This is a genomic window from Mesorhizobium kowhaii, assembly GCF_042431665.1.
Lineage (GTDB): Bacteria > Pseudomonadota > Alphaproteobacteria > Rhizobiales > Rhizobiaceae > Mesorhizobium > Mesorhizobium kowhaii.
The window spans coordinates 1-19,456 of record NZ_JBHLYT010000158.1 but is presented as its reverse complement, the minus strand read 5'-3'; the positions used below and the strand labels follow the sequence as shown (position 1 = coordinate 19,456).

The 19,456-nt window shown below is 57.2% G+C and carries 18 protein-coding genes; 9 read left to right on the top strand and 9 right to left on the bottom strand.

Translation table 11 applies throughout. The features are described 5' to 3' along the window. Positions 1 to 105 precede the first annotated feature (105 nt). From ACFFNA_RS36620 to ACFFNA_RS36605, 4 genes are read right to left on the bottom strand one after another with little or no spacing between them, the layout of a single operon-like run. Positions 106 to 978 (bottom strand): alpha/beta fold hydrolase, encoded by an 873-nt coding sequence (locus ACFFNA_RS36620; protein ID WP_378924885.1) that lies wholly within the window; start codon positions 976 to 978, stop codon positions 106 to 108. 25 nt (positions 979 to 1,003) lie between these two features. Then, positions 1,004 to 2,152 (bottom strand): Gfo/Idh/MocA family protein, encoded by a 1,149-nt coding sequence (locus ACFFNA_RS36615; protein ID WP_378924883.1) that lies wholly within the window; start codon positions 2,150 to 2,152, stop codon positions 1,004 to 1,006. After that, entirely contained in the window at positions 2,128 to 2,925 is a 798-nt protein-coding gene (locus ACFFNA_RS36610) for a PIG-L deacetylase family protein (RefSeq protein ID WP_378924881.1), read from the bottom strand. The genes ACFFNA_RS36615 and ACFFNA_RS36610 overlap by 25 nt, the downstream gene beginning before the upstream one ends. Then, complete coding sequence (locus ACFFNA_RS36605) at positions 2,925 to 3,767, bottom strand: sugar phosphate isomerase/epimerase family protein (protein WP_378924879.1); 843 nt, start codon at positions 3,765 to 3,767, stop codon at positions 2,925 to 2,927. The genes ACFFNA_RS36610 and ACFFNA_RS36605 overlap by 1 nt, the downstream gene beginning before the upstream one ends. Before the next feature lie 195 nt (positions 3,768 to 3,962). Between ACFFNA_RS36605 and ACFFNA_RS36600 the strand changes: the two genes are divergently transcribed. From ACFFNA_RS36600 to ACFFNA_RS36560, 9 genes are all read left to right on the top strand, one after another. Then, positions 3,963 to 4,826, top strand: a complete 864-nt coding sequence (locus ACFFNA_RS36600) for a DeoR/GlpR family DNA-binding transcription regulator (RefSeq protein WP_378924877.1) — start codon at positions 3,963 to 3,965, stop codon at positions 4,824 to 4,826. 338 nt (positions 4,827 to 5,164) lie between these two features. Further along, positions 5,165 to 6,106 carry a substrate-binding domain-containing protein gene (locus ACFFNA_RS36595; RefSeq protein WP_378924875.1) on the top strand — a complete coding sequence of 314 codons (942 nt, stop codon included), beginning with the start codon at positions 5,165 to 5,167 and terminating at the stop codon, positions 6,104 to 6,106. 68 nt (positions 6,107 to 6,174) lie between these two features. Continuing rightward, positions 6,175 to 7,197, top strand: coding sequence for an ABC transporter permease (locus ACFFNA_RS36590; RefSeq protein WP_378924873.1), 1,023 nt, complete (start codon positions 6,175 to 6,177; stop codon positions 7,195 to 7,197). Positions 7,198 to 7,200: 3 nt separating this feature from the next. Then, the gene (locus tag ACFFNA_RS36585; protein ID WP_378924871.1) at positions 7,201 to 7,983 is read left to right on the top strand and encodes an ATP-binding cassette domain-containing protein; all 783 of its coding nucleotides are present in this window, start codon (positions 7,201 to 7,203) and stop codon (positions 7,981 to 7,983) included. 285 nt (positions 7,984 to 8,268) lie between these two features. After that, on the top strand, positions 8,269 to 9,411 hold the full coding sequence (locus tag ACFFNA_RS36580) for a fatty acid desaturase (RefSeq protein WP_378924869.1): 1,143 nt from the start codon (positions 8,269 to 8,271) through the stop codon (positions 9,409 to 9,411). Beyond that, positions 9,408 to 9,764, top strand: a complete 357-nt coding sequence (locus ACFFNA_RS36575) for a MocE family 2Fe-2S type ferredoxin (protein WP_378924867.1) — start codon at positions 9,408 to 9,410, stop codon at positions 9,762 to 9,764. The genes ACFFNA_RS36580 and ACFFNA_RS36575 overlap by 4 nt, the downstream gene beginning before the upstream one ends. Further along, on the top strand, positions 9,764 to 10,951 hold the full coding sequence (locus tag ACFFNA_RS36570; RefSeq protein WP_378924865.1) for an NAD(P)/FAD-dependent oxidoreductase: 1,188 nt from the start codon (positions 9,764 to 9,766) through the stop codon (positions 10,949 to 10,951). Before ACFFNA_RS36575 ends, ACFFNA_RS36570 begins: the two co-directional genes overlap by 1 nt. 151 nt (positions 10,952 to 11,102) lie before the next feature. Next, the gene (locus ACFFNA_RS36565; protein ID WP_378924863.1) at positions 11,103 to 11,951 is read left to right on the top strand and encodes a sugar phosphate isomerase/epimerase family protein; all 849 of its coding nucleotides are present in this window, start codon (positions 11,103 to 11,105) and stop codon (positions 11,949 to 11,951) included. Continuing rightward, positions 11,952 to 13,079: an S-(hydroxymethyl)glutathione dehydrogenase/class III alcohol dehydrogenase gene (locus tag ACFFNA_RS36560; RefSeq protein WP_378924861.1), complete on the top strand. Its 1,128-nt coding sequence runs from the start codon at positions 11,952 to 11,954 to the stop codon at positions 13,077 to 13,079. Positions 13,080 to 13,695: 616 nt separating this feature from the next. Here the strand turns inward: ACFFNA_RS36560 and ACFFNA_RS36555 are convergent. The 5 genes from ACFFNA_RS36555 to ACFFNA_RS36535 all read right to left on the bottom strand — a co-directional run bounded on the left by ACFFNA_RS36555 (position 13,696) and on the right by ACFFNA_RS36535 (position 19,344). Continuing rightward, positions 13,696 to 14,685, bottom strand: coding sequence for a carbohydrate kinase family protein (locus ACFFNA_RS36555; protein ID WP_378924859.1), 990 nt, complete (start codon positions 14,683 to 14,685; stop codon positions 13,696 to 13,698). Between the two features lie 6 nt (positions 14,686 to 14,691). Further along, the gene (locus tag ACFFNA_RS36550; RefSeq protein ID WP_378924857.1) at positions 14,692 to 15,747 is read right to left on the bottom strand and encodes a Gfo/Idh/MocA family protein; all 1,056 of its coding nucleotides are present in this window, start codon (positions 15,745 to 15,747) and stop codon (positions 14,692 to 14,694) included. Between the two features lie 300 nt (positions 15,748 to 16,047). Further along, the gene (locus ACFFNA_RS36545; RefSeq protein WP_378924855.1) at positions 16,048 to 16,782 is read right to left on the bottom strand and encodes a DeoR/GlpR family DNA-binding transcription regulator; all 735 of its coding nucleotides are present in this window, start codon (positions 16,780 to 16,782) and stop codon (positions 16,048 to 16,050) included. A gap of 140 nt (positions 16,783 to 16,922) precedes the next feature. Beyond that, positions 16,923 to 17,321, bottom strand: coding sequence for a CopG family transcriptional regulator (locus tag ACFFNA_RS36540; RefSeq protein WP_378924931.1), 399 nt, complete (start codon positions 17,319 to 17,321; stop codon positions 16,923 to 16,925). Between the two features lie 4 nt (positions 17,322 to 17,325). Next, entirely contained in the window at positions 17,326 to 19,344 is a 2,019-nt protein-coding gene (locus ACFFNA_RS36535; RefSeq protein WP_378924853.1) for a conjugal transfer protein TraG, read from the bottom strand. Between the last annotated feature and the right edge of the window lie 112 nt (positions 19,345 to 19,456).

Below are 19,456 nucleotides of genomic sequence, written 5' to 3'. Positions count from 1 at the left end.
TCTATCCTTTTCGTGCTGTTGTGGGGTAAGTAGTCACAGGGTTGGCCGTTAGAGGCTTGCCGCGGCCGGAGCCAGCAATCTCGCTAGCCTCGTAAAGTTCATTGATCAGGTCGGGCATTCGCCCGGGGCATCTTCGGCCCCGCCCACCGATTGCTCTGCAATTTCGGAAAGGAATTCAGAAATAAGCTCGGCAGTCCGATCGTAATAGTTGGGACGGGCCAGCACATCGTCTTTCCTCGGGACCTTCGCAAACCGCGAGCCAGGGATAAGGCGATGGAACTGTTCGGCGAGTGCGAGAGGGTGAATTTCATCTGCCTCAACACCGATGATGAATGTCGGGACGTTGATGTCTTCGAGCTGCGTCGCGGACAGCTCAAATCCATCACCTGTAATGTCCGTCAGCAGTTTCCCCAGCCATTTCGGCTGATGGTCCCCGAGATAGTCAATGAGCGTGCCGTGGTTGTCTGGGCTCGACTCCTTAATTTGGCTGCAGAGATCACTCTCAAGAAACATTCCTAACGCCTCTTTCCGCGTATAGCGTTGCAGCAGTTCGCCGACGAGGCGTATGGGCTCGAGGTTGGCGGGAGACTTACTGAGGAACCATGCCGGCCGAACCAGAATGAGCGCGCGAATGCTGGCGGGCTTTCGGATCGCAAGAGTGAGGGCCAGCGCTGCCCCCATGGAGATGCCTCCAGCAACGAAACCGCGAGGGAAATGTTCGGCCGTATAGATGTCTAAGTCTCGGTAAAACGACTCCAGCGAAAATGCGCGGGGCTCGGGGTCGGTCGAGCCGCCGTGGCCTGCGCACTCGATCGTGGTTAAGTTGAACCTGTCGCTCTGCGGAAAGATCCGAGCAACCTGCTGCGCATCTCCACCTAGGCCGTGCTGAAACAACACGGGAAGTCCGCTACTGCCCCGCAGGGTAACGCTGAGGCGCGCACCGCCTGTCGCGGAGGGGATAAAGTGTTCGGTCGCCAACTTGTGTAACCTTTCTCAGCTGCGCCTAGAGATCGATGTGACGGCGGGTGCGAATGCTTTGGTCCGCGGCAAGCACAACGCGGAGGCTGTCCACCGCCGCCGCGAGATCTGGCGTATCGACGTCGCCGGAGCGAATAGCCTCTAGGAAGGCGCGCTGCTCGAGCTCACAGAGCGCGTCGTGATCAGGCTCATCTGCCATCTTGACGATCTCGTCGGCATGCTTCAGGGAGTTGTCCGGATTGAGTTCGGAATGATGGATCCGCAGCGCACTTGTCTTGACGTGATTGAGAATGTCCGAGGACGCGGTCGTAGATGCGCCTTCTCCGGCGGCATCGCCCTGTTCGCTCATGGTGATGCTCACGGCGCCCTTCGGTCCGACAACGTCCTTCACGAAATAGGCAACTTCGCTCATCATTGGGCCCCAGCCGACCTCATACCAGCCGATCGAGCCATCATCGAACATCACCTGAAGCTGGCCGTAGTTGTATTGATCTTCGGCAATCTCGTTGGAGAGGCGGGCGCCGATACCATGGACGCGAACCGGCTTTGCTCCCGTCAGCTCGCACATGACGTCGATATAATGGACCCCGCAGTCGACGAGGGGGGGCAGTGACATCATCAGGTTCTTGTGCCACGTCCAGGCGTCGCCAATCGACTGCTGATTGATGTTCATGCGCATCACCAGCGGCTTGCCGAGTTGCTTTCCGCGGCGGATGAGTTCGCGCCAGGACGGATGGACCCTGAGGATATAGCCGATGTACAGGGTACGCTGAGTCTCTTTTGCGACCGCAACCATCCGCTCGGCTTCCTCCACGCTTCGGGCCATCGGCTTTTCGACGAAGACATGAGCCCCGGCCCGCATCGTCTTAATCGCGAATTCGGCATGGGTGTCAGGATAGGTGCTGACAATGACTGCATCCGGCTTGAGCGCCCCAAGGGCTTGATCGAAGTCGTTAAACCGGGCGATAGAGGATAGCTCTGGCGGCAGCTCCATACCCAGCACGGAGCGGCTGCAGATGCCGACCAGCTCGAATCCATCGATATGAGTAATTGCCCGGGCATGAGAAATCCCCATGTGTCCCACGCCGACCGCCAGAACTCTCAGGGCAGTTGCGTTCTTGCTCTTATCCCGCTGGGTTGAAGCGTCACTCAATGCGTTGCGATTGGTGTCCATAGTCTCTCCCTCCCTGAATGCGCTTCATACTGCTTCGCATGCCGCTGCATCGCTTCGATCATCCCCGCATTGCTGCCAAAGATTTGTGGCACCTGGCTCGGGTAGAGGCGTGCGGCGCCAATCCGTACCGCCAGGTCGACATCGATGAATTCGGATACTGCCTCTTTCCAGCCGGAGAGTTCCAAACCGAGTTTCACCGTTATGGGACGCTCGGCTGGGAATTCGCCCAACGCATAAGGAAATTCCTCGTAAAGGCGCAGGGGCATTTTCCCGAGGCAAACCTCCTGGGCTGCCTCAACAAGACTGAGATGATCGGCGTGCCGACCAATACCGATCGGGGCATAGACGACATCGGGCTGCTCCTCGGCGACTATCTCGGCGAGCCTGGCGGCGATGGCTGCGACATTGGCTCGATCCTCCGGTTTCAAGCCGGCGAACAACTCTGGAATATCCCTGTAGATCGCATCTCCGTGTTCATCCTTGCGGTAAATGGCGTCGAGAAATCCCTCGTGCCGGAGACGCGCGCCCAGGAAATCGGCGACCCGCCGATCCTCTTCACGCCGGGTATCATAAGGGCGATCACCGCGGTTCCAGACCCCGTGGAATCGCTGACCGAGAGGCGTGAGGGGCCCATCCGCGTCTCCGGTAACAAAAGTGGAGAAAACGACATCGTCACCCGCGAGCGTCAGTTTCTTGATGAGACCGGCGCAGCTGAACGGCACATCGTCGAGATGCGGCGAAAGGAAAAGGTGACGTGAGCCTGGTTTGGCCATCAGGGCGTCGCCTTCGATGTCGGAAGAAGGTCACGCAGAAAATGGGCGGTGGAGGCGGCTTCGGTCTCCGCGAAGCCATGCGCGATGATCGGGCCTGAGAAGCCTCCCCGGAAAAACAGGTTCAGCAGCCGCTCAAAGTTGATGAAGCCAGCGCCTGGCGCGCAGGGCTTTCCATCATTGCGCATATCCTGCGCATGGATAATCGAGGTTGAGTCCGCCAGGAGATCGTAGGCCCGAAGCAGAGTTTCGGAGGCATGATCCCGCTTGTGCCAATCGACCAGATTGAAGGGATCAAAGACAATTTTCACGCGCTCGCTGCCAACCTCGTCCAACAACCTGCGTGCGGCCTGTGGTGACGAGATGACATTGGACGGCTCAGGTTCAACGCCAAGCGTCACGTCGCAAGATTCGGCAATTTCGATCAGCCGATCGAGTTCAGCCCGGAAATCCCGCCACGCTTCCTCACCGGCATTATCTGGGTGAGGTTGCCATTTATCCTCGGCATTTCGTGTCCCGGTACACAGCGTAATAGTCGAGTACCCGAGTGATTGACTGGCCTCTGCCAGCACCCGGAACCCGTTCCTGCCCAACTCGACCACCTTCGGATCCGGAGCAATCATGTTGTAGGTGCCAGAAATGACCGGAATTGCCACGCGGCTGGCCTCGAAGTCGCGCCTGACGGTGCTTAGGCGGGAATGGTCCAAGCTCGCAGGCAACGTTTCGAGACCGATGCTTGCCATGTTGAATTGTGTGCATTCATAACCGGCCAGCGCGATGGCGTCGGCGAGCTTAGCGCTCGTGTTGCGCTCGAATGTCTTGGCGAAGATACCCAGTTGGATCAATTTTTTCGTCCGTTCAGAAGACCGCCTGCTGAAGAACCGCGGGGGTCGGGCTGCAAATTTCCGATGTTTGTGTAGGCGAGTGCTCGTCGAATGGCTTGCCAATGGGGACGAGGCTCGCAGAGCCTTTCTTAGCTGTAGCCAAACGACCACTTGACAAGCACTAACACGATCGAACATTATATGACAAGAGCAAACATGAACGAACACGGTGAAAACATGGCCGAGACCGAGGCGCAGGACCAAGGCACAGAGCACTCCAGCGGCCGGCAGCTTCAAACCGCACGCCAGAGGGCGTTGGTTGCGATGGTGAAGTCGCGTGACTTCATAACCGTCGCCGAAATGGCAGCGCATTTCGGCGTGTCGGAGATGACCATCCGGCGTGATCTCAAAGCGCTGGATAAGGATGGTAGCCTTGAGCGTGCTCATGGCGGCGCAGTTCTGCCGGAGGCCGAACCCCTCGGCGCCGAACAACCCTTCCGGGACCGGCAGGTAAAAAATCTTGATGAAAAGCGGAAAATCGTAAGAGCCGCCGCTGGCTTCATCCGGCAGCACGAAATGATCGGGCTGGATGTTGGCACCACCACATTGATGCTCGCGAAGGAGATCATCGGCTTTCCCAATCTCCGTGCGGCGACGAACAGCCTGCGCATCGCCATGACACTTGCTGATAGCCTCGTTTCCGTGTTCGTGCCGACGGGCCAGGTTCGCCCGCTCGAGATGTCGATCACTGGCGGCCGAGCGATCCGCGAGCTTGGAAACTACCGATTCGACAAGATATTCCTGGGTCTTTCGGCCGTCGACGAAACTGGTCTCTATGATTTTTCGATAGAAGACACCGAGGTCAAGCAGGCCTTTGCCGCTCAATCCAATCAAGTCATAGCGCTCGTCGACAGCAGCAAGTTCGGCAAGACCTCAACTGTCCGCCTGGGCGGACTGGAGATGCTCGACCTTATGATTACCGACGCGCCTCCGCCCCAAAATCTTGCTCGCGCTCTGGAGGAAGCAAAGGTGGAACTCGTCATTGCCGGGGACGTGCGCCGTCGGCCGCAGGAGGACTAGCGCGTTTTAGCGGAGATCGGCTCGGGAGGCCTTTTCCACGGTGTTGACGGGCGAATCGTTCGGTCGCGCCGCCGGCTCACCATCTCGCAGCGAATGCACGATAACGTGCATCTGTTTGTTCCGTTAACGCTCGGGTTCGGATTGAAGCCGCCGCAAGGCTTTTGGCGAAAAGCACGCTTTCCGTGGACCTGGTAGCCGCCTTTGTCCCGCTGACGTATTTCAGAGCAATATGCGCGAATTCGCGCATATTGCTCTTGACTGCACGAAAATGTGCATCTATGGAAAATGGATACAATAATAAGGCTGCTAATGGCCTAAACCTCAGAGGAGAAGAACTTATGCGTAGAGGATCATTCATTGCGGCCAGCTTGATGGCGATCTTGTTGTCGACGGCCGCTACGGCGCAAAGTGCCAAAGAAAAGACGTTCTACTGGATCTCCAACGGTTCACCTAGCGATCCGGTCTGGACCTACTCGCTGCAGGGAGCGCAGCAGTTTGGCAAAGACACCGGCGTCAAGATTAACACCTCATTTCACTCAAACGATGTGCCCGGCCAGCTGGAAGCAATTCGCGCCGCTATCGCTGCCGGTGCGGACGGCATTTGCACATCAAGTCCGGGCCCGGGGGCGCTCGTGGATGTCGTGAGTGAGGCTCAGGCAGCACATATTCCGATCATCAACTTTGACACGAAAGATGCCAAGCCGGCTTGGAAATCCTATGTGGGCGTCGATTACAAAGTCGTTGGCCGTATTTGGGCAAAGTATTTGGTCGATCATAACCTAGTGAAGAAAGGCGATTTCGTCTGGATGCCTCTGGAAGTCCCGGGAGCTGGATATGGCGAACAGGCTGCGGAGGGGGTCGACGAAGTATTCAAGCCCCTAGGTATCACGTGGGAAATCCAGGACGCGTCCTATGACCAAGCAGAGGTCATCAATCGGATGACAGACTACCTAACGGCGAACCGTCAGAAAATCAAAGCTGTGATCGGTTTGGGCGACATGGTGACGGGATCAGTGAAGCGCGTTTGGGATCAGGCCGGGGTGAAGCCAGGCGAAATTGCGGTGGTGGGCTGGGGCAACTCGCTCGATACGACCCGGGAAATGGTTCAGGGCTACGTAAATGCAGCCATGTGGCAAGATCCGCAAGCAACCTCGTACATGTGTCTGTCCGCGCTGATGGCCGAGTCGAGCGGCATTCCAATCAACTTTGACATCACTACCGGTGCTCTCTTTGAGGCGGGCCAGGCACCTTTCTATGCCAAGATTATGGGTGGCAAATAAGGTCCTGTATGGCGCCGGCGGTCTTGGGGCCGCGGGCGCCGGTTCAAATTTAGGAGCAAGCGAGCACAATGATAACTTCCAACACAGAAGCTCTGACAAGGCCTTCGAGAAAAACCAATTTACTGCGATCCTTCGTAGGTAAGCCCGAATTCGGACCGATGATCCTTTTGGTTGTAATGCTTGTTGTATTCACCGCAATCAATCCAGCATTCATGTCGCTCGCCAACGTCGGCAACGCGCTTACCTTCACAGTTGAACTTGGCCTGATGGCGCTTGCCATGACGCTCTTGATGACTTCTGGCGAATTCGATCTATCCATAGGATCTGTCTTCGGGTTTGCGCCAGTTGTGATGTGGAGTCTATTCAATGCCGGGTGGTTGCCACTCCCCTTGGCTTTCTTGGCGGCGATCGCAGTCGCCTTGGCCGTCGGATGGTTCAACGGTATCTTCGTCACGCGCCTTGCTATACCTTCCTTCCTTGTGACGCTAGGCACCATGTTGGTCGTGCGGGGTGCCGCATTGTCCATGACTGCGGGATTCCCTCAACGCACCTGGGAGGCGGGCAGCCAGTGGCTGGCTACGGTCTTGGTAGGCGATTTTTATATTGGCGGCTTGCGCGTGTTCATGAGCCTGATTTGGTTCATCTTGCTTGCCTTTGCCCTGCACTATTTATTGAATCAGACACGTTTTGGTAACTGGATTCAGGCGACCGGCGGCAACCCCAGCGCGGCACGCAATCGAGGAGTTCCCACGCGACGCGTGAAGGTGAGCCTTTTCATGCTTTCGTCGGCTCTGGCATCGTTTGCCGGTGTAATTTCGTCGATACGAGTTTCGGCGGCAAATCCAAACGCTGGCATGGGCTATGAACTGGAGGTCATTGCCATGGTTGTAATCGGGGGAACCGTGCTCACTGGTGGCCGCGGCACCATTCTTGGAACAGTGATCGGCGTCCTGATTTTGCGACTGATGCGAAACGGCATCGTCATGATCGGTGTGCCTGGACTGGCGTACAACATATTCATCGGTGCGATTATCTTGGCGATGATGGCTCTTCACGCCGGCCTGGAACGTCGCCACAACACGGGGGTTTAACCAATGACTAGTGCAGAAATCCTCGTACAGATGCGGCACATTGAGAAGTCTTACGGGCACATTCATGCGCTTCGTGATGTTAATCTGACCATCCGAAAAGGTGAAATTGTTGGCTTGCTCGGAGACAACGGGGCTGGAAAGTCCACCTTGATTAAGGTTCTGTCCGGCGCAATTCCCTACACTTCAGGTGAGATATTAATAAAGGGCCGCAATGTTGTTCTGAAAAGTACCAACGACGCCATCAGCTGCGGTATCGAGACTATCTACCAGGACTCTGCGCTGGTACCTCAGCTTTCTATCGCCCGAAACTTGTTTCTAGGGCGCGAGTTGAGAAAGGGCTCAGCTTTCTTAGATCGCTTGGACCACGATCGGATGAACAGCGTCGCTAGTAATCTTCTGAAGCGCGTAGGCATCTCGAAGAACATCCCTCCAACAACCCCAATAGCATCGCTTTCGGGAGGCGAACGGCAGGCGGTAGCGATCGCCCGTGCAATGCACTTCGATAGTGACCTGATCATTCTTGACGAACCCACAAACAACCTGGGCGTAGCGGAAACGCAGGGAGTGCTCCGCTTCATCAGAGAGGCCAGGGACACCGGACACTCCTGTATCTTCATTGCACACAATATGCATCACGTAATCCAGGTTGTGGACCGCATGGTTGTAATGAGGCGCGGCACAGTTGTTGCTGATAATCTTAGCCCGTCGACGTGTTCGATACAGGATGTTGAGGATATCATCACAGGTGAACACGTTTCGATGGATCGGGTAGAGGCGGTTGGATGACTTCGGCGACATCGTTCGGACACGGTTGTGCTGGACGGTGTCGCAACGGCGCTAGCCAAGAAGCTCGACTTCGCCATTAGAAAGTAAGACGTCATGAAGGCTTTGTTCTCATCGCTTCACTGGACCTCTGCCTAGGGGATTGCGCGTCAGGTTGACTGAAATAATCCTAACACGCAGTCACCCACGCGGCGCTTGTCCATTCCAACTTCAGCCGAGCTGGATAGGCTCAATGGGTTCCGAGTAGGAAAGGGAGACGCGTGCCGTAGGGGCAAGGAAACAAACCCTATGAGTGTCGAGACAAATCGTATCGAAAATGCCACCGCTGACTTAAGCTTGCCCGATTACAGCCTTACTGGCCGTTCAGCCCGACAGGCTATCGAAGCTGGCCTTGTAGCCGCCGACTGGTATCATCCTGAAATTCCGCGAAAGCTCATGAAGGAGTTGATGCAGCGGAGTGATCAGCCCGCAATTCGCCATACATTGCTGTGGCTCTCGCTCCACCTTGCTTTCGCTTTCGGCGGAATTTGGTTTTGGGGAACTTGGTGGGCGGTTCCTTTCTGGTTCGCTTATGGCCTGATTTATGGCTCAGGTTGCGATTCGCGTTGGCATGAATGCGGCCACGGAACCATGTTCCGCACGCGCTGGATGAACGATCTCGTTTATCACATCGCGTCATTCCAGGTGATGTGGAACCCGATAAGCTGGCGATGGAGCCACGTCCGCCATCACACGGATACGATCATTGTTGGCCGTGACCCAGAAATTGATTGGCAGCACCCCATCAAGCTGCTGCTGAAGACGCTGATGTTCGTCGGCATTGTCGATGTTTATTTCAATCTCAAGACGCTGATCCGCCAGGGCGGTGGCACACTTACAGCCGACGAGAAGGACTACACGCTCGAGAGCGATTGGCCAAAGGTCGTGTTCTGGGCTCGCCTGCACATCACAATCTATGTTGCAATGATCGTGACATCGCTTGCTATGTTGTTCGCCGGCATGGGCTGGAAGGCAGCAATTCCGCTGCTCTTGATTGGCGGCCCGCGGGTCTACGGCTGTTGGCACGGTGTAATGACTGGGCTGCTGCAACATGGTGGTCTGGCGGAGAATGTTCTCGACCATCGTCTGAATTCACGCACAGTCTACATGAACCCGATTAGCCGGTTCTTATACTGCAACATGAACTACCACGTTGAGCACCATCTCTTTCCGATGGTTCCCTATCACGCACTGCCACGGCTGCACGAGGCCATCAAGCACGATCTTCCTCCGGCTAATTCCTCAATCTGGAACGCGTACCGCGAAATGTTCCGTGCGGTTATGCGACAGCGCCGCGAGCCCGGATACTATTTCCGTCGCGAGCTGCCGCCCACCGCGCAGCCCTACCGTGAGGATCTGCACCTGTCTATTCCGGAAAGGACACTCGTATGATTGGAAAAGTTAAGTCAACGCCCGGATCACATGACGATGACGCCCCTTGGATTGCCGCCTGCGCCACCGATGACATTGAGCTTGAGGATGTTGTGAGTTGGGAGTACGCCAGTCGCAGCTTTGCGATCTTCCGCTCGCCCGACAACGAGTTTTATTGCACCGACGGGTCCTGCACGCACGAACATGTAGGTCTAGCGGACGGGTTGGTAATGGACTACGTGATCGAGTGCCCGAGGCACAACGGCCAGTTCGACTACCGCACGGGCGTGGCTAAGCGCGCACCAGCTTGCGTAAACCTAAATGTCTATCCGACACGGGTCGAGAATGGCACTGTCTTTGTGCGGGTCAAGTGATGACTACCCCGGGCATTGTCATTGTTGGCGCGGGCGAATGTGGTACGCGGGCGGCGTTCGCTGTGCGTGAAGGCGGCTATATGGAGAGTGTTACGTTAATCGGCCAGGAGCCGCATTTCCCCTATGAACGACCTCCGCTGTCGAAGTCGGTAAAAATCGACCTCAAGTTCGTCGCTGCGGCGCAGGCGTTCCAGGATGCCCGGATAGAATTCATCCGAGGAATATCGGTCAGCAAAATAGACTCGAAAAATCGGGTAGCCGAGTTGGAAGATGGAAGGATCATTCCGTACGACAAGCTTCTTCTCGCAACTGGGGCATCTCCAAGATTGTTTCCTGGTATGGAAGGCGTGCAGACTTTCCGCGCCCTGGAAGATGGACAAGCCGTACACAGTCGGCTTGTCCCCAGCGCGCATATAATCATCATCGGGGGCGGCTTCATCGGACTTGAACTCGCAGCTGCGGCGCGCGCTGCCGGAGCGGAGGTAACAGTGATCGAAGCTGCCGACCGGTTGATGGCACGAGCGGTGCCTAAGGAAATTGCCAACATCGCTGAAGCGAAACATCGTGAAAAAGGTGTGTCCTTCATTCTTGGCTGCGGGGTCGCCCACGCGACAGGAAGCAAGGTAATTCTGTCTAACGGCCAAGTGATAAGCGGTGACTTTGTTATTGCCGGAGTTGGCGTTACGCCAAACACAGTTCTGGCCGAGAGAGCAGGTCTTGCTGTAAATAACGGGATTGTCGTTGACAGCTGCTTTGCAACCTCAAATGCTCACATCTTTGCCGCCGGAGACTGCTGCAGCTTTCCATATCACGGCCGAAGTGTGCGTCTCGAAAGCTGGCGGGCGGCGTATGATCATGCCAACCATGTTGCAGGTGCGATGCTTGGTTGCGCTGACCCCTATGGTGCCGTGCCTTGGTTCTGGTCGGACCAGTATGACTTGACCCTCCAGGTTGCCGGACTCCCTGGTACTGGCCGAACGGTTCGGCGCGATAACGGAAAGGGCACCTTAATTTTGTTCGAACTCAACGGAGATGGCGTTCTCGTGTCCGCCGCAGGCATCGGCACCGACAATGCTGTTGCCAAAGACATTCGGCTTGCTGAAATGCTCATCGCAAAAGGCGTAGCTTTAGATGAATCTGCACTTGCCGACCCTAATTTCAACATTAAGCACCTTCTGAGGGGCTAAAAAGGCGCCGGGAAAGCGAGCGCTTTTGGCCGCTGAGTAGCGCTAGCTGCTGTGGATTGTCACGCGGCGTCATCTGGATGCATCCATCCAATCCACCCGAGATGCCTGGGCGCTTGAGCCGCAACTTTTCGACCATGATGTAGGAGGTAACTTGAATAACATCCTATTCTTCCAATCGCTTTGGGCGATGGAGCTACGTAGCGCTATGCATCCGGAACGCTCGCTTGAAGAGAACATCGAACTGATAGCCTCGGCAGGATACGATGGTGCCTCTGCAGATTGGGACAATCGCGACGACGCCCGACGCGTTTACAACTTTTTGAAAGCGAAGGGTCTCACTGCCGAAGGTCAATGCTATCCCGACACTGTGGATGACCTGAAACCGGTGCTTGAGAATGCTACCGAATTCAAGATCCATCACTTGAATATTCAGCCGAACGCAAAGCCTCGAAAGCTCAAGGACTGCATCACCCTGTTAGAGGGATGGCAGCGCCTAGCCGAGGAAGTTGATTTCCCCGTCTACTTTGAAACGCACCGAGATCGGATGACGACGGATCTCTATTTCACCTTAGATCTGTTGGAAGCAATGCCCAGCCTCAGGCTGGTCGGTGACATTTCTCACTATTTGGTCGGCAGGGAATTTGCTTGGCCAATCAGTGACGAAAACCATGGATATATCCGACAGATTCTAGACAGTTGCTGGGCCTTCCACGGCCGTGTCGCCAGTCGCGAACAAGTGCAGATCGAGATTAGCTTTCCACAACACCAGATGTGGCTCGATCAGTTCCTACGATGGTGGGAGTACGGGTTCCGAAGTTGGCGTCGACGGGCTGCACCGGATGATACCTTAGCCTTTACATGTGAGTTGGGGCCAAAGCCATATGCGATAACCGGCAGAGACGGTGAGGACACAACTGACAGATGGAACGAAGCGCTTTTGCTTCGGGAACGGGTCGCCGAAGTTTGGAACCGATCGGCAGTTGAACAGGGAGAAGAATAAATGGACGTCCGTGCTGCAGTGGCCTTTGAGCCCGGTAACCCCCTTGAAGTCACGACTGTTCAACTGGAAGGGCCGAAAGCCGGCGAAGTACTCGTTGAAATCAAGGCGACCGGGATCTGCCATACCGACGACTTCACGCTCTCGGGTGCCGATCCCGAGGGTCTTTTCCCTGCAATCCTGGGACACGAAGGCGCTGGCGTTGTGATCGACACCGGACCAGGGGTGACCTCCGTGACAAAAGGGGACCACGTGATCCCCCTTTACACCCCGGAATGCGGTTCTTGTTATTCTTGCCGGTCACGCAAGACTAATTTGTGTACCGCGATCCGCGGCACCCAAGGCCGCGGCCTCATGCCCGACGGAACGTCGCGTTTTTCCAAGGATGGAAAGATTATCCATCACTATATGGGTTGCTCAACCTTCGCTAACTTCACGGTTCTTCCAGAAATAGCACTCGCCAAAATCGATAAGCGAGCAAAATTCGAAACCGTCTTTTACCTAGGTTGTGGTGTTACGACCGGCGTCGGCGCCGTTCTCAATACCGCAAAGGTCGAGCCAGCATCCACTGCTATCGTATTTGGTCTTGGCGGCATTGGTCTAAATGTTGTCCAAGGGCTGCGCTTGGCGGGCGCGGATATGATTATCGGCGTTGATCTAAATGTCGAAAAGAGAATTTGGGGCGAGCGCTTTGGCATGACCCACTTCGTGAATCCAGCCGATCACCGGGATGACCTGGTACCCCACCTCGTGGAACTTACCAAACGCGGCGACGACATGATTGGCGGCGCCGACTACACCTTCGACTGCACCGGAAACACCGACGTTATGCGTGCGGCTCTTGAGGCATCGCATAGAGGTTGGGGGAAATCCGTGGTCATCGGGGTGGCTGGTGCCGGCAAGGAGATCTCCACTCGCCCTTTCCAACTCGTCACGGGCAGGCATTGGCTTGGAACCGCGTTTGGCGGGGCGAAGGGACGAACAGATGTGCCGCGACTAGTCGACTGGTATCTCGACGGAAAGATCCAGGTCGACCCGATGATCACTGCAACACTGCCGCTGGAGCGGATCAATGAAGGCTTTGCCGCCATGCGGAAGGGTGAAGGCGTCAGAACCGTGGTCATGTTTTGAATGAGGGGTGGCTATCAGGCTCACTTTTGGTGCTGACGCCAACGAGTGACGGCGGCCTCAAGGCACGGGACTTCATGGCGGCCTCGACCAAGGACTGCAAGGCCAATCCGAATGCGTGCGAATACCGCTGGAAGATGCCATGCGCCGCGTCTTCCAGCACGGTGAGGCCGCTTTCGCGCCGAACTGAACCTATATGTCCGACCTCGAAGACGGTTGAACAAGCTCCGATGATAGCTTTCCAACGGGCCGATTTGTGTCAGAGCCATCGCAGTTTTTGGGATATAGACCAACCGCCACAACGTCGCGTTGAGCACCGTCAGCAGGATCATCAGTGCCTACTACAACGTGGGACCGACAAAGCGTTGCTGCACCAGGAGCGCGGTTAAAATCCCAAGGACAATCTCGGCGCTCACGAAGCCACAGTGAAGATCGCGTGGTCGAGAAGCCTCTTGAGGAAATCAGGACACGACAGGAACTTGGCTTGCCGCGGTATCCAGGCGGTATTCAAGTTTCAGCCCAACCCTAGTCGAGCTCCACGTTCTGAGTCTTGCGAAGGGATGGCGCAACAGGTGAAGCGCCATCCCCCCGGGAGGGCGGACCGCAAGGGCAGTCCGCGTTACATGCTCGACGCCCGCACCGCTTCATCAGCCGCCCGGGCAATCCTAACCAGGTGAGGAGCAAGCTTTTCTAGATCCGCAGGCATGAGGTAGCGGCGCCAAGCCGGCTGCCTCAGGATCTCCGAAGCAAGCGCACTCGCAAGATCCGCCGATTCGAGCCAATCGAGGCCGCGGGACAGTCCGAGAGCAAACCCCGCGTTGAAACTATCGCCGGCGCCGGTCGTATCCGGCGCCTCGACAGGAACCGGTCGAATTTCCAACGGGGCGCTGATCGCGCTTTCCGAAATGAGACAGCCTTTCGCGCCCATCTTCACGACGAGCACACCCTCGAAACGCTGCCGCAGTCTTGCCAAGGCATCGGCCACGTTGCGGCTGCCTGTGAGTGCTAGGAGTTCCGCCTCGTTCGGGAGGAAGCAGTCACATTCCATGATTATCGAGAAGATTGTCTCGCGAACCCGATCCGACCAGCCGAACTGGTCGGATCCTGGATCGAAGAGCACGATGCTGCCATTTGCGCGTGCGCCGGCGGCAAGTGCCGGTACATCGGCTTGAAGTGCAGGCGTCGTGAAAAAGCCGGTCAAAAGCGTGATGGGCGCAGTGAGCGCCTCATCCGCGAGATCGTCCTTCGAAAAGGCATCCATATGTCCGCGCGATGTGAGGAAGCAACGCTCCCGTTCCGCCGCTTCAAGCGCGACGGTAATGCTCGTCGGCAAGTCGACGGCGCGAATATCCGATGTCGGAACTCCGACATCGGCGAGCATCGATCGGATTAGCGAGCCTATCCGGTCCCCGCCAAGCGTGCCGAACAAGCGGACGGGGGCTCCGGCTGCCGCGAGCACCATCCCGGTTACGCCGCCACTTCCGCCTGGACGGAAGCTGACATCATCGACAAACCTTTCCTCTCCAGGAGGAGGCAAGGCCGCCACAGGCCGCAGCACAAGATCGGCCTGGACGTTTCCGATGACGGCGATTGCCTTCGTGCTCCCCATTGTCGTTCACGCAGTCTTGCGCTGATCGAGCTCTTCGCGAGCGGTGAGCAAATTGACGGCCTCGACGATCTCCAGCGCCTTTAGGCCATCCCCCGCGTTCGGTTCGACCGGTCGGCCCCCGAGGATTGCAGCTGCGAAGGCTTCGACCTGAAGTTTGTAAGCATCTGTGTCGCCGAAAATCGGCTCCTCGTAGCTGGACTCGTCGACCCGGAAAATGCGCACCCGGCTCGCCGCTCGGGAGAACGGGAACGGAATTTCGGCGCTGATGTGCCCCTTGCTGCCGTAGACCTGGAAGCCTTCGGTCCATTCGGCGTGAACGCTCGCCGTGATTTCGAAGGATGCCGCTGCTCCCCCTTCCGTGGTCGCAATGCCGTGCCAAGAATGATCGACGCCGTCAACGGCCATAGTCGCAGCGGAGACCGTGATATCCCCGAGCAGGAAGCGCATCAGATCGAATGTGTGAATGCCATGTGTCGCAAGAAGGTGGGTTTTGCGGTTGGCCGCCTTGAGCGCCGTCTCCCGGTTCCGCACATCCTGATCCACGAGCATGGCAGGAAACAGCGTCGCTTCGACCGGCGGCCGAAGTTCCGACATGACCCGATACCAGCATCGCGCACTAAGGATCCGGCCGATCCCGCCCTCAGCGATTACGCGCTGAGCGCGGGCGATGCCGGGATCAAAGCGCTTCATGCTGCCGACCTGCAACTGCAGCCCGCTTCTCTGGAGGATTTCGATCAGCGTCTCTGCTTCCGCCGCGGTCACAGCGACCGGCTTTTCGACGAGAACATGTTTGCCGGCCTGGAGGGCGGCGATTGACACGGGGACGTGAAAGCGGTCGGGAATCGCGATCAGCACCGCATCGATTTCGGCATTCAGAAACTCCTGCTGGTCGGTATAGGCCTGCACGCCCAGCCGCAGACCCGCGCCTTCTGCCAATAGCGGGCTAGGGTCAAAAACGGCGGCCAGTTCGACGTTCTTCGCCTTCTGTACGGCAGGAAAATGCGCCGCCTGAGCGATGCGCCCGCAGCCGATTACCCCGAGTCTCAATTTTTCTTTTGTCACTTCGCTCTCCGAAACGATGGATCGAAATTGTGTGAGGTTATGAAGCACGCACGGTATCGTGCAGTCAAGTACAAAATGCACGAAATCGTGCATTACACGCAGCGAAAAAGGGGGCTGCGGGCAACAACGGGTGCGCGGCCGCAGGCTGACTTGGCAGAAGCTTCCAGAGGGCTTGAGGAGGACGGTTGCCCCGCGTGCACAGATAAGTGCGTGCTATGGACTAGAGAGCTGACTTGAAGCCAGGCGTTCACGTCGCCCATTTACCAAGACTAACAGTCAAAAGTAATGAAAGACAGCGCGTTAAACGTCAACAATCTTGAGCTTTTTTCCGAATGCTTTGCGTTGCTCCGCTCCAAAACGGCTGTCGGTAACAACTTCGGAAAGCTCCTCAATGCCGCACACCCTGGCGAAAGACCTTTTCCCAAACTTCGAACTGTCAGCGACCAGCACCGCACGGTCGGCCGCCCGGACCATCGCTTGCTTTACGGGAACTTCGATGACATTCACGTTGGTCACTCCAAACTCCGCATCAACAGCCTCCGCACCAATAAACGCGATGTCGACGTGGATCTTGCTAATGTAATCGACGGTGTTCGGGCCCACGAGCGTGTAGACCGTGTCCACTTGTACGCCCCCTGTCACATGAAGATTGATATTTCTACATTCCGACAGCAGCAGTGCAATTTGGAGATCGTTTGTGATAACGGTCAGGTTCTGTTTGGACTTCAGGCTGTTTGCCACATGCCAGGTGGTAGAGCCGCTGTCGACCAGTACAGTCTGGCCGTCTTTGACCAGCGTGGCTGCATATTGCCCCAGTTTGCTTTTGGCCGATGAGCGGAACTGTCGCCGGGGCCCGTAAGGGTAGTCGAAGCTTTCCTTGTTTTCGATCGGAAGAAAGCCTCCCTGCGTCCGCATGATCAGCCCATCAGCTTCCAGGCGCGCGAGATCTCTTCTGATCGTCGAGCTATCGACGCCAAATTCATCCTCAATCGCCCTCGAGGAAACGTAGCCGGTTTTGCGGGCACGCTCGACCATTAGGCGTCGCCTGTCGGATGCGTTAGTCATGGGGTCCTCTCAAGGTTCCTGCACGCTTGCGTGTAACTACAGCCTCTGTTCATAGGGTTAGGCCCTGAAGCGCGCAATTGGCAACGCCCCCAGCTCGAATTTCTCCTTAGTTATCTGTCATATGAGAGTGATCCTTGGGACAATCGCCGACCAAGAGCCGCAACAAATTGATCATACCGCTCGGCCCCTCTCGCGCGGGCTGCCGCCTGCCCTTCTTCCGGCAATTGTGTCGTCGCGTTGAGCCAGTAGCGTACGAATAGCGCCAACGTCTCGCTCGTGATCTCCAAATCTCGTTCCATCCGCTGAAGACTGCGATCAATGCGATCAAGCCGCTTGACGATCGTCGCTTCCTTCCGTTCATCGGGATCCGGCGAGAGAAAGGACGCGATGGCAGCTTCCGCAATAAGGGAAGTGGACTGCTCGCGTCGATCAGCAAAGTCTGCAATCCGCCGCTTTAGATCGGGCTCAAGGTATACGGACAATCGTTGCTTCTTTTCCGAATTTACGATCAAGTCAGAGCTCCACACCGTCATTTCGATCCATGGAAGCTTGCCGGGCGACCTGACGCATGCGGCGCGTCAGTGCGCGTGCGGAGACAGCATCCCGCTCGAGCTCTTCCCCATCCAGATCGAACTCGTTGAGTGAAGCGGTTGCCGGTTCGGGAGCGATCTCCTTGTGCGTCTCGAGGCCAGGTTCTCGGCGAAGGCCAGCATTGGCTTCATCGTCGCTTTCCTCGATAGCGACTGACTGGATACCTTCCACATCGGCAGCGCGATGATCATCAATTTGTTTCGTTTCTGGCGGGACCAGATCCGACCAATCGTCCGCCGCAGGCATTTCATTGCCGGGCCTGCCGTCCGCCGGCGGTGACAACAATCTTGCCTTCAGCCGCGCATCCTCATAATACCGCGCCTTCTTTGTCCGGATCGGAGGAATGCCAGCCACCATGACGATCTCGTCGTCCGGTGGAAGCTGCATCACCTCGCCCGGCGTCAGCAGCGGTCGCGCGGTCTCGGAGCGGGAGACCATCAGATGAGAGAGCCATGGCGCCAGTCGATGGCCGGCATAGTTTTGCATGGCCCTCATCTCGGTCGCTGTTCCAAGCGAGTCGGACACGCGCTTTGCGGTGCGCTCGTCATTGGTGGCGAAGCTTACCCGGACATGGCAATTGTCGAGGATCGAATTGTTCGGACCATAGGCCTTCTCGATCTGATTGAGGCTCTGCGCGATCAGGAAGGCTTTGATGCCGTAGCCCGCCATGAAGGCGAGCGCGCTTTCGAAGAAGTCAAGACGGCCGAGCGCCGGGAACTCATCGAGCATCATCAGCATGCGGTGGCGTCGATCGCGCGCGTGGAGGTCTTCGGTCAGGCGCCGACCGATCTGATTGAGAACGAGACGGATCAACGGTTTAGTCCTGGAGATATCTGAGGGTGGCACGACCAGATAGAGCGTCGCCGGCAGCTTCCCTCCGACAATGTCGGCAATCCGCCAAGTGCACTTGCGGGTGACGGTTGCGACGATCGGATCGCGATAGAGCCCGAGGAACGACATGGCTGTGGACAGCACACCGGAGCGCTCATTGTCGGACTTGTTGAGCAGTTCGCGCGCCGCACTGGCAATGACCGGATGCGGCCCCTTCTCTCCGAGATGCGGCGTCGTCATCATCGCTGACAAGGCGGTTTCAATCGGGCGTTGCGGATCGGAGAGGAAGGCGGCAACGCCAGCGAGCGTTTTGTCCTTCTCGGCATAGAGGACATGCAGGATCGCGCCGACCAGAAGCGAATGGGAGGTCTTCTCCCAATGGTTCCGCTTTTCGAGAGAGCCCTCGGGATCGACCAGGACATCGGCGACATTCTGGACGTCCCTCACCTCCCACTCGCCTTTTCGGACCTCCAGCAACGGATTATAGGCGGCGGAATTGGGGTTCGTTGGATCGAAGACTAGCACCCGGCCATGCCTCGCGCGGAAGCCAGCGGTCAGTTCCCAGTTCTCGCCTTTGATGTCATGGACGATGGCCGAACCCGGCCAGGTCAGAAGCGTCGGCACTACGAGACCAACGCCCTTGCCGGATCGGGTCGGGGCAAAGCATAGAACATGCTCGGCGCCGTCATGGCGCAAATAGGCGTCGTCATAGCGACCGAGCACGACGCCGTCATCGCCAAGGAGCCCGGCCTTTTCAATCTCGTCACGTTCGGCCCAGCGGGCGGAACCGTAGGTGTGGACGTCTTTTGCCTCGCGCGCCCGCCAGATCGACATTGCGATAGCGGCGGCAATCGCGATCAGCCCGCCCGATGCGGCAATGGCGCCGCCTTCGAGGAAGACCTGCGGCGCATAGGCGTCATACAGATACCACCACCAGAAGAGCGCCGGCGGCGGATAGATCGGCAGGCCGGCGAGCTCGAACCAGGGTGACCCCAGCTGCGGCTGGAAACCAAGCCGCCACGCCGTCCATTGCGTCGCGACCCAGATCGTGCCGAGCACGATCAGGAGAACGACGATGATCTGGCTCCAGAGGACGCGCGTGGCCGGCAAGACAGTTTGGTTCTTCTCTATTCGGCGTGTTGAGGTCAAGCGCTTTCGAGCTTTCCGCTCTGCGGGTGTTTGACGTCTTTCGCGGGTCCTTGCTTCTCTTCGGGATCGGCCG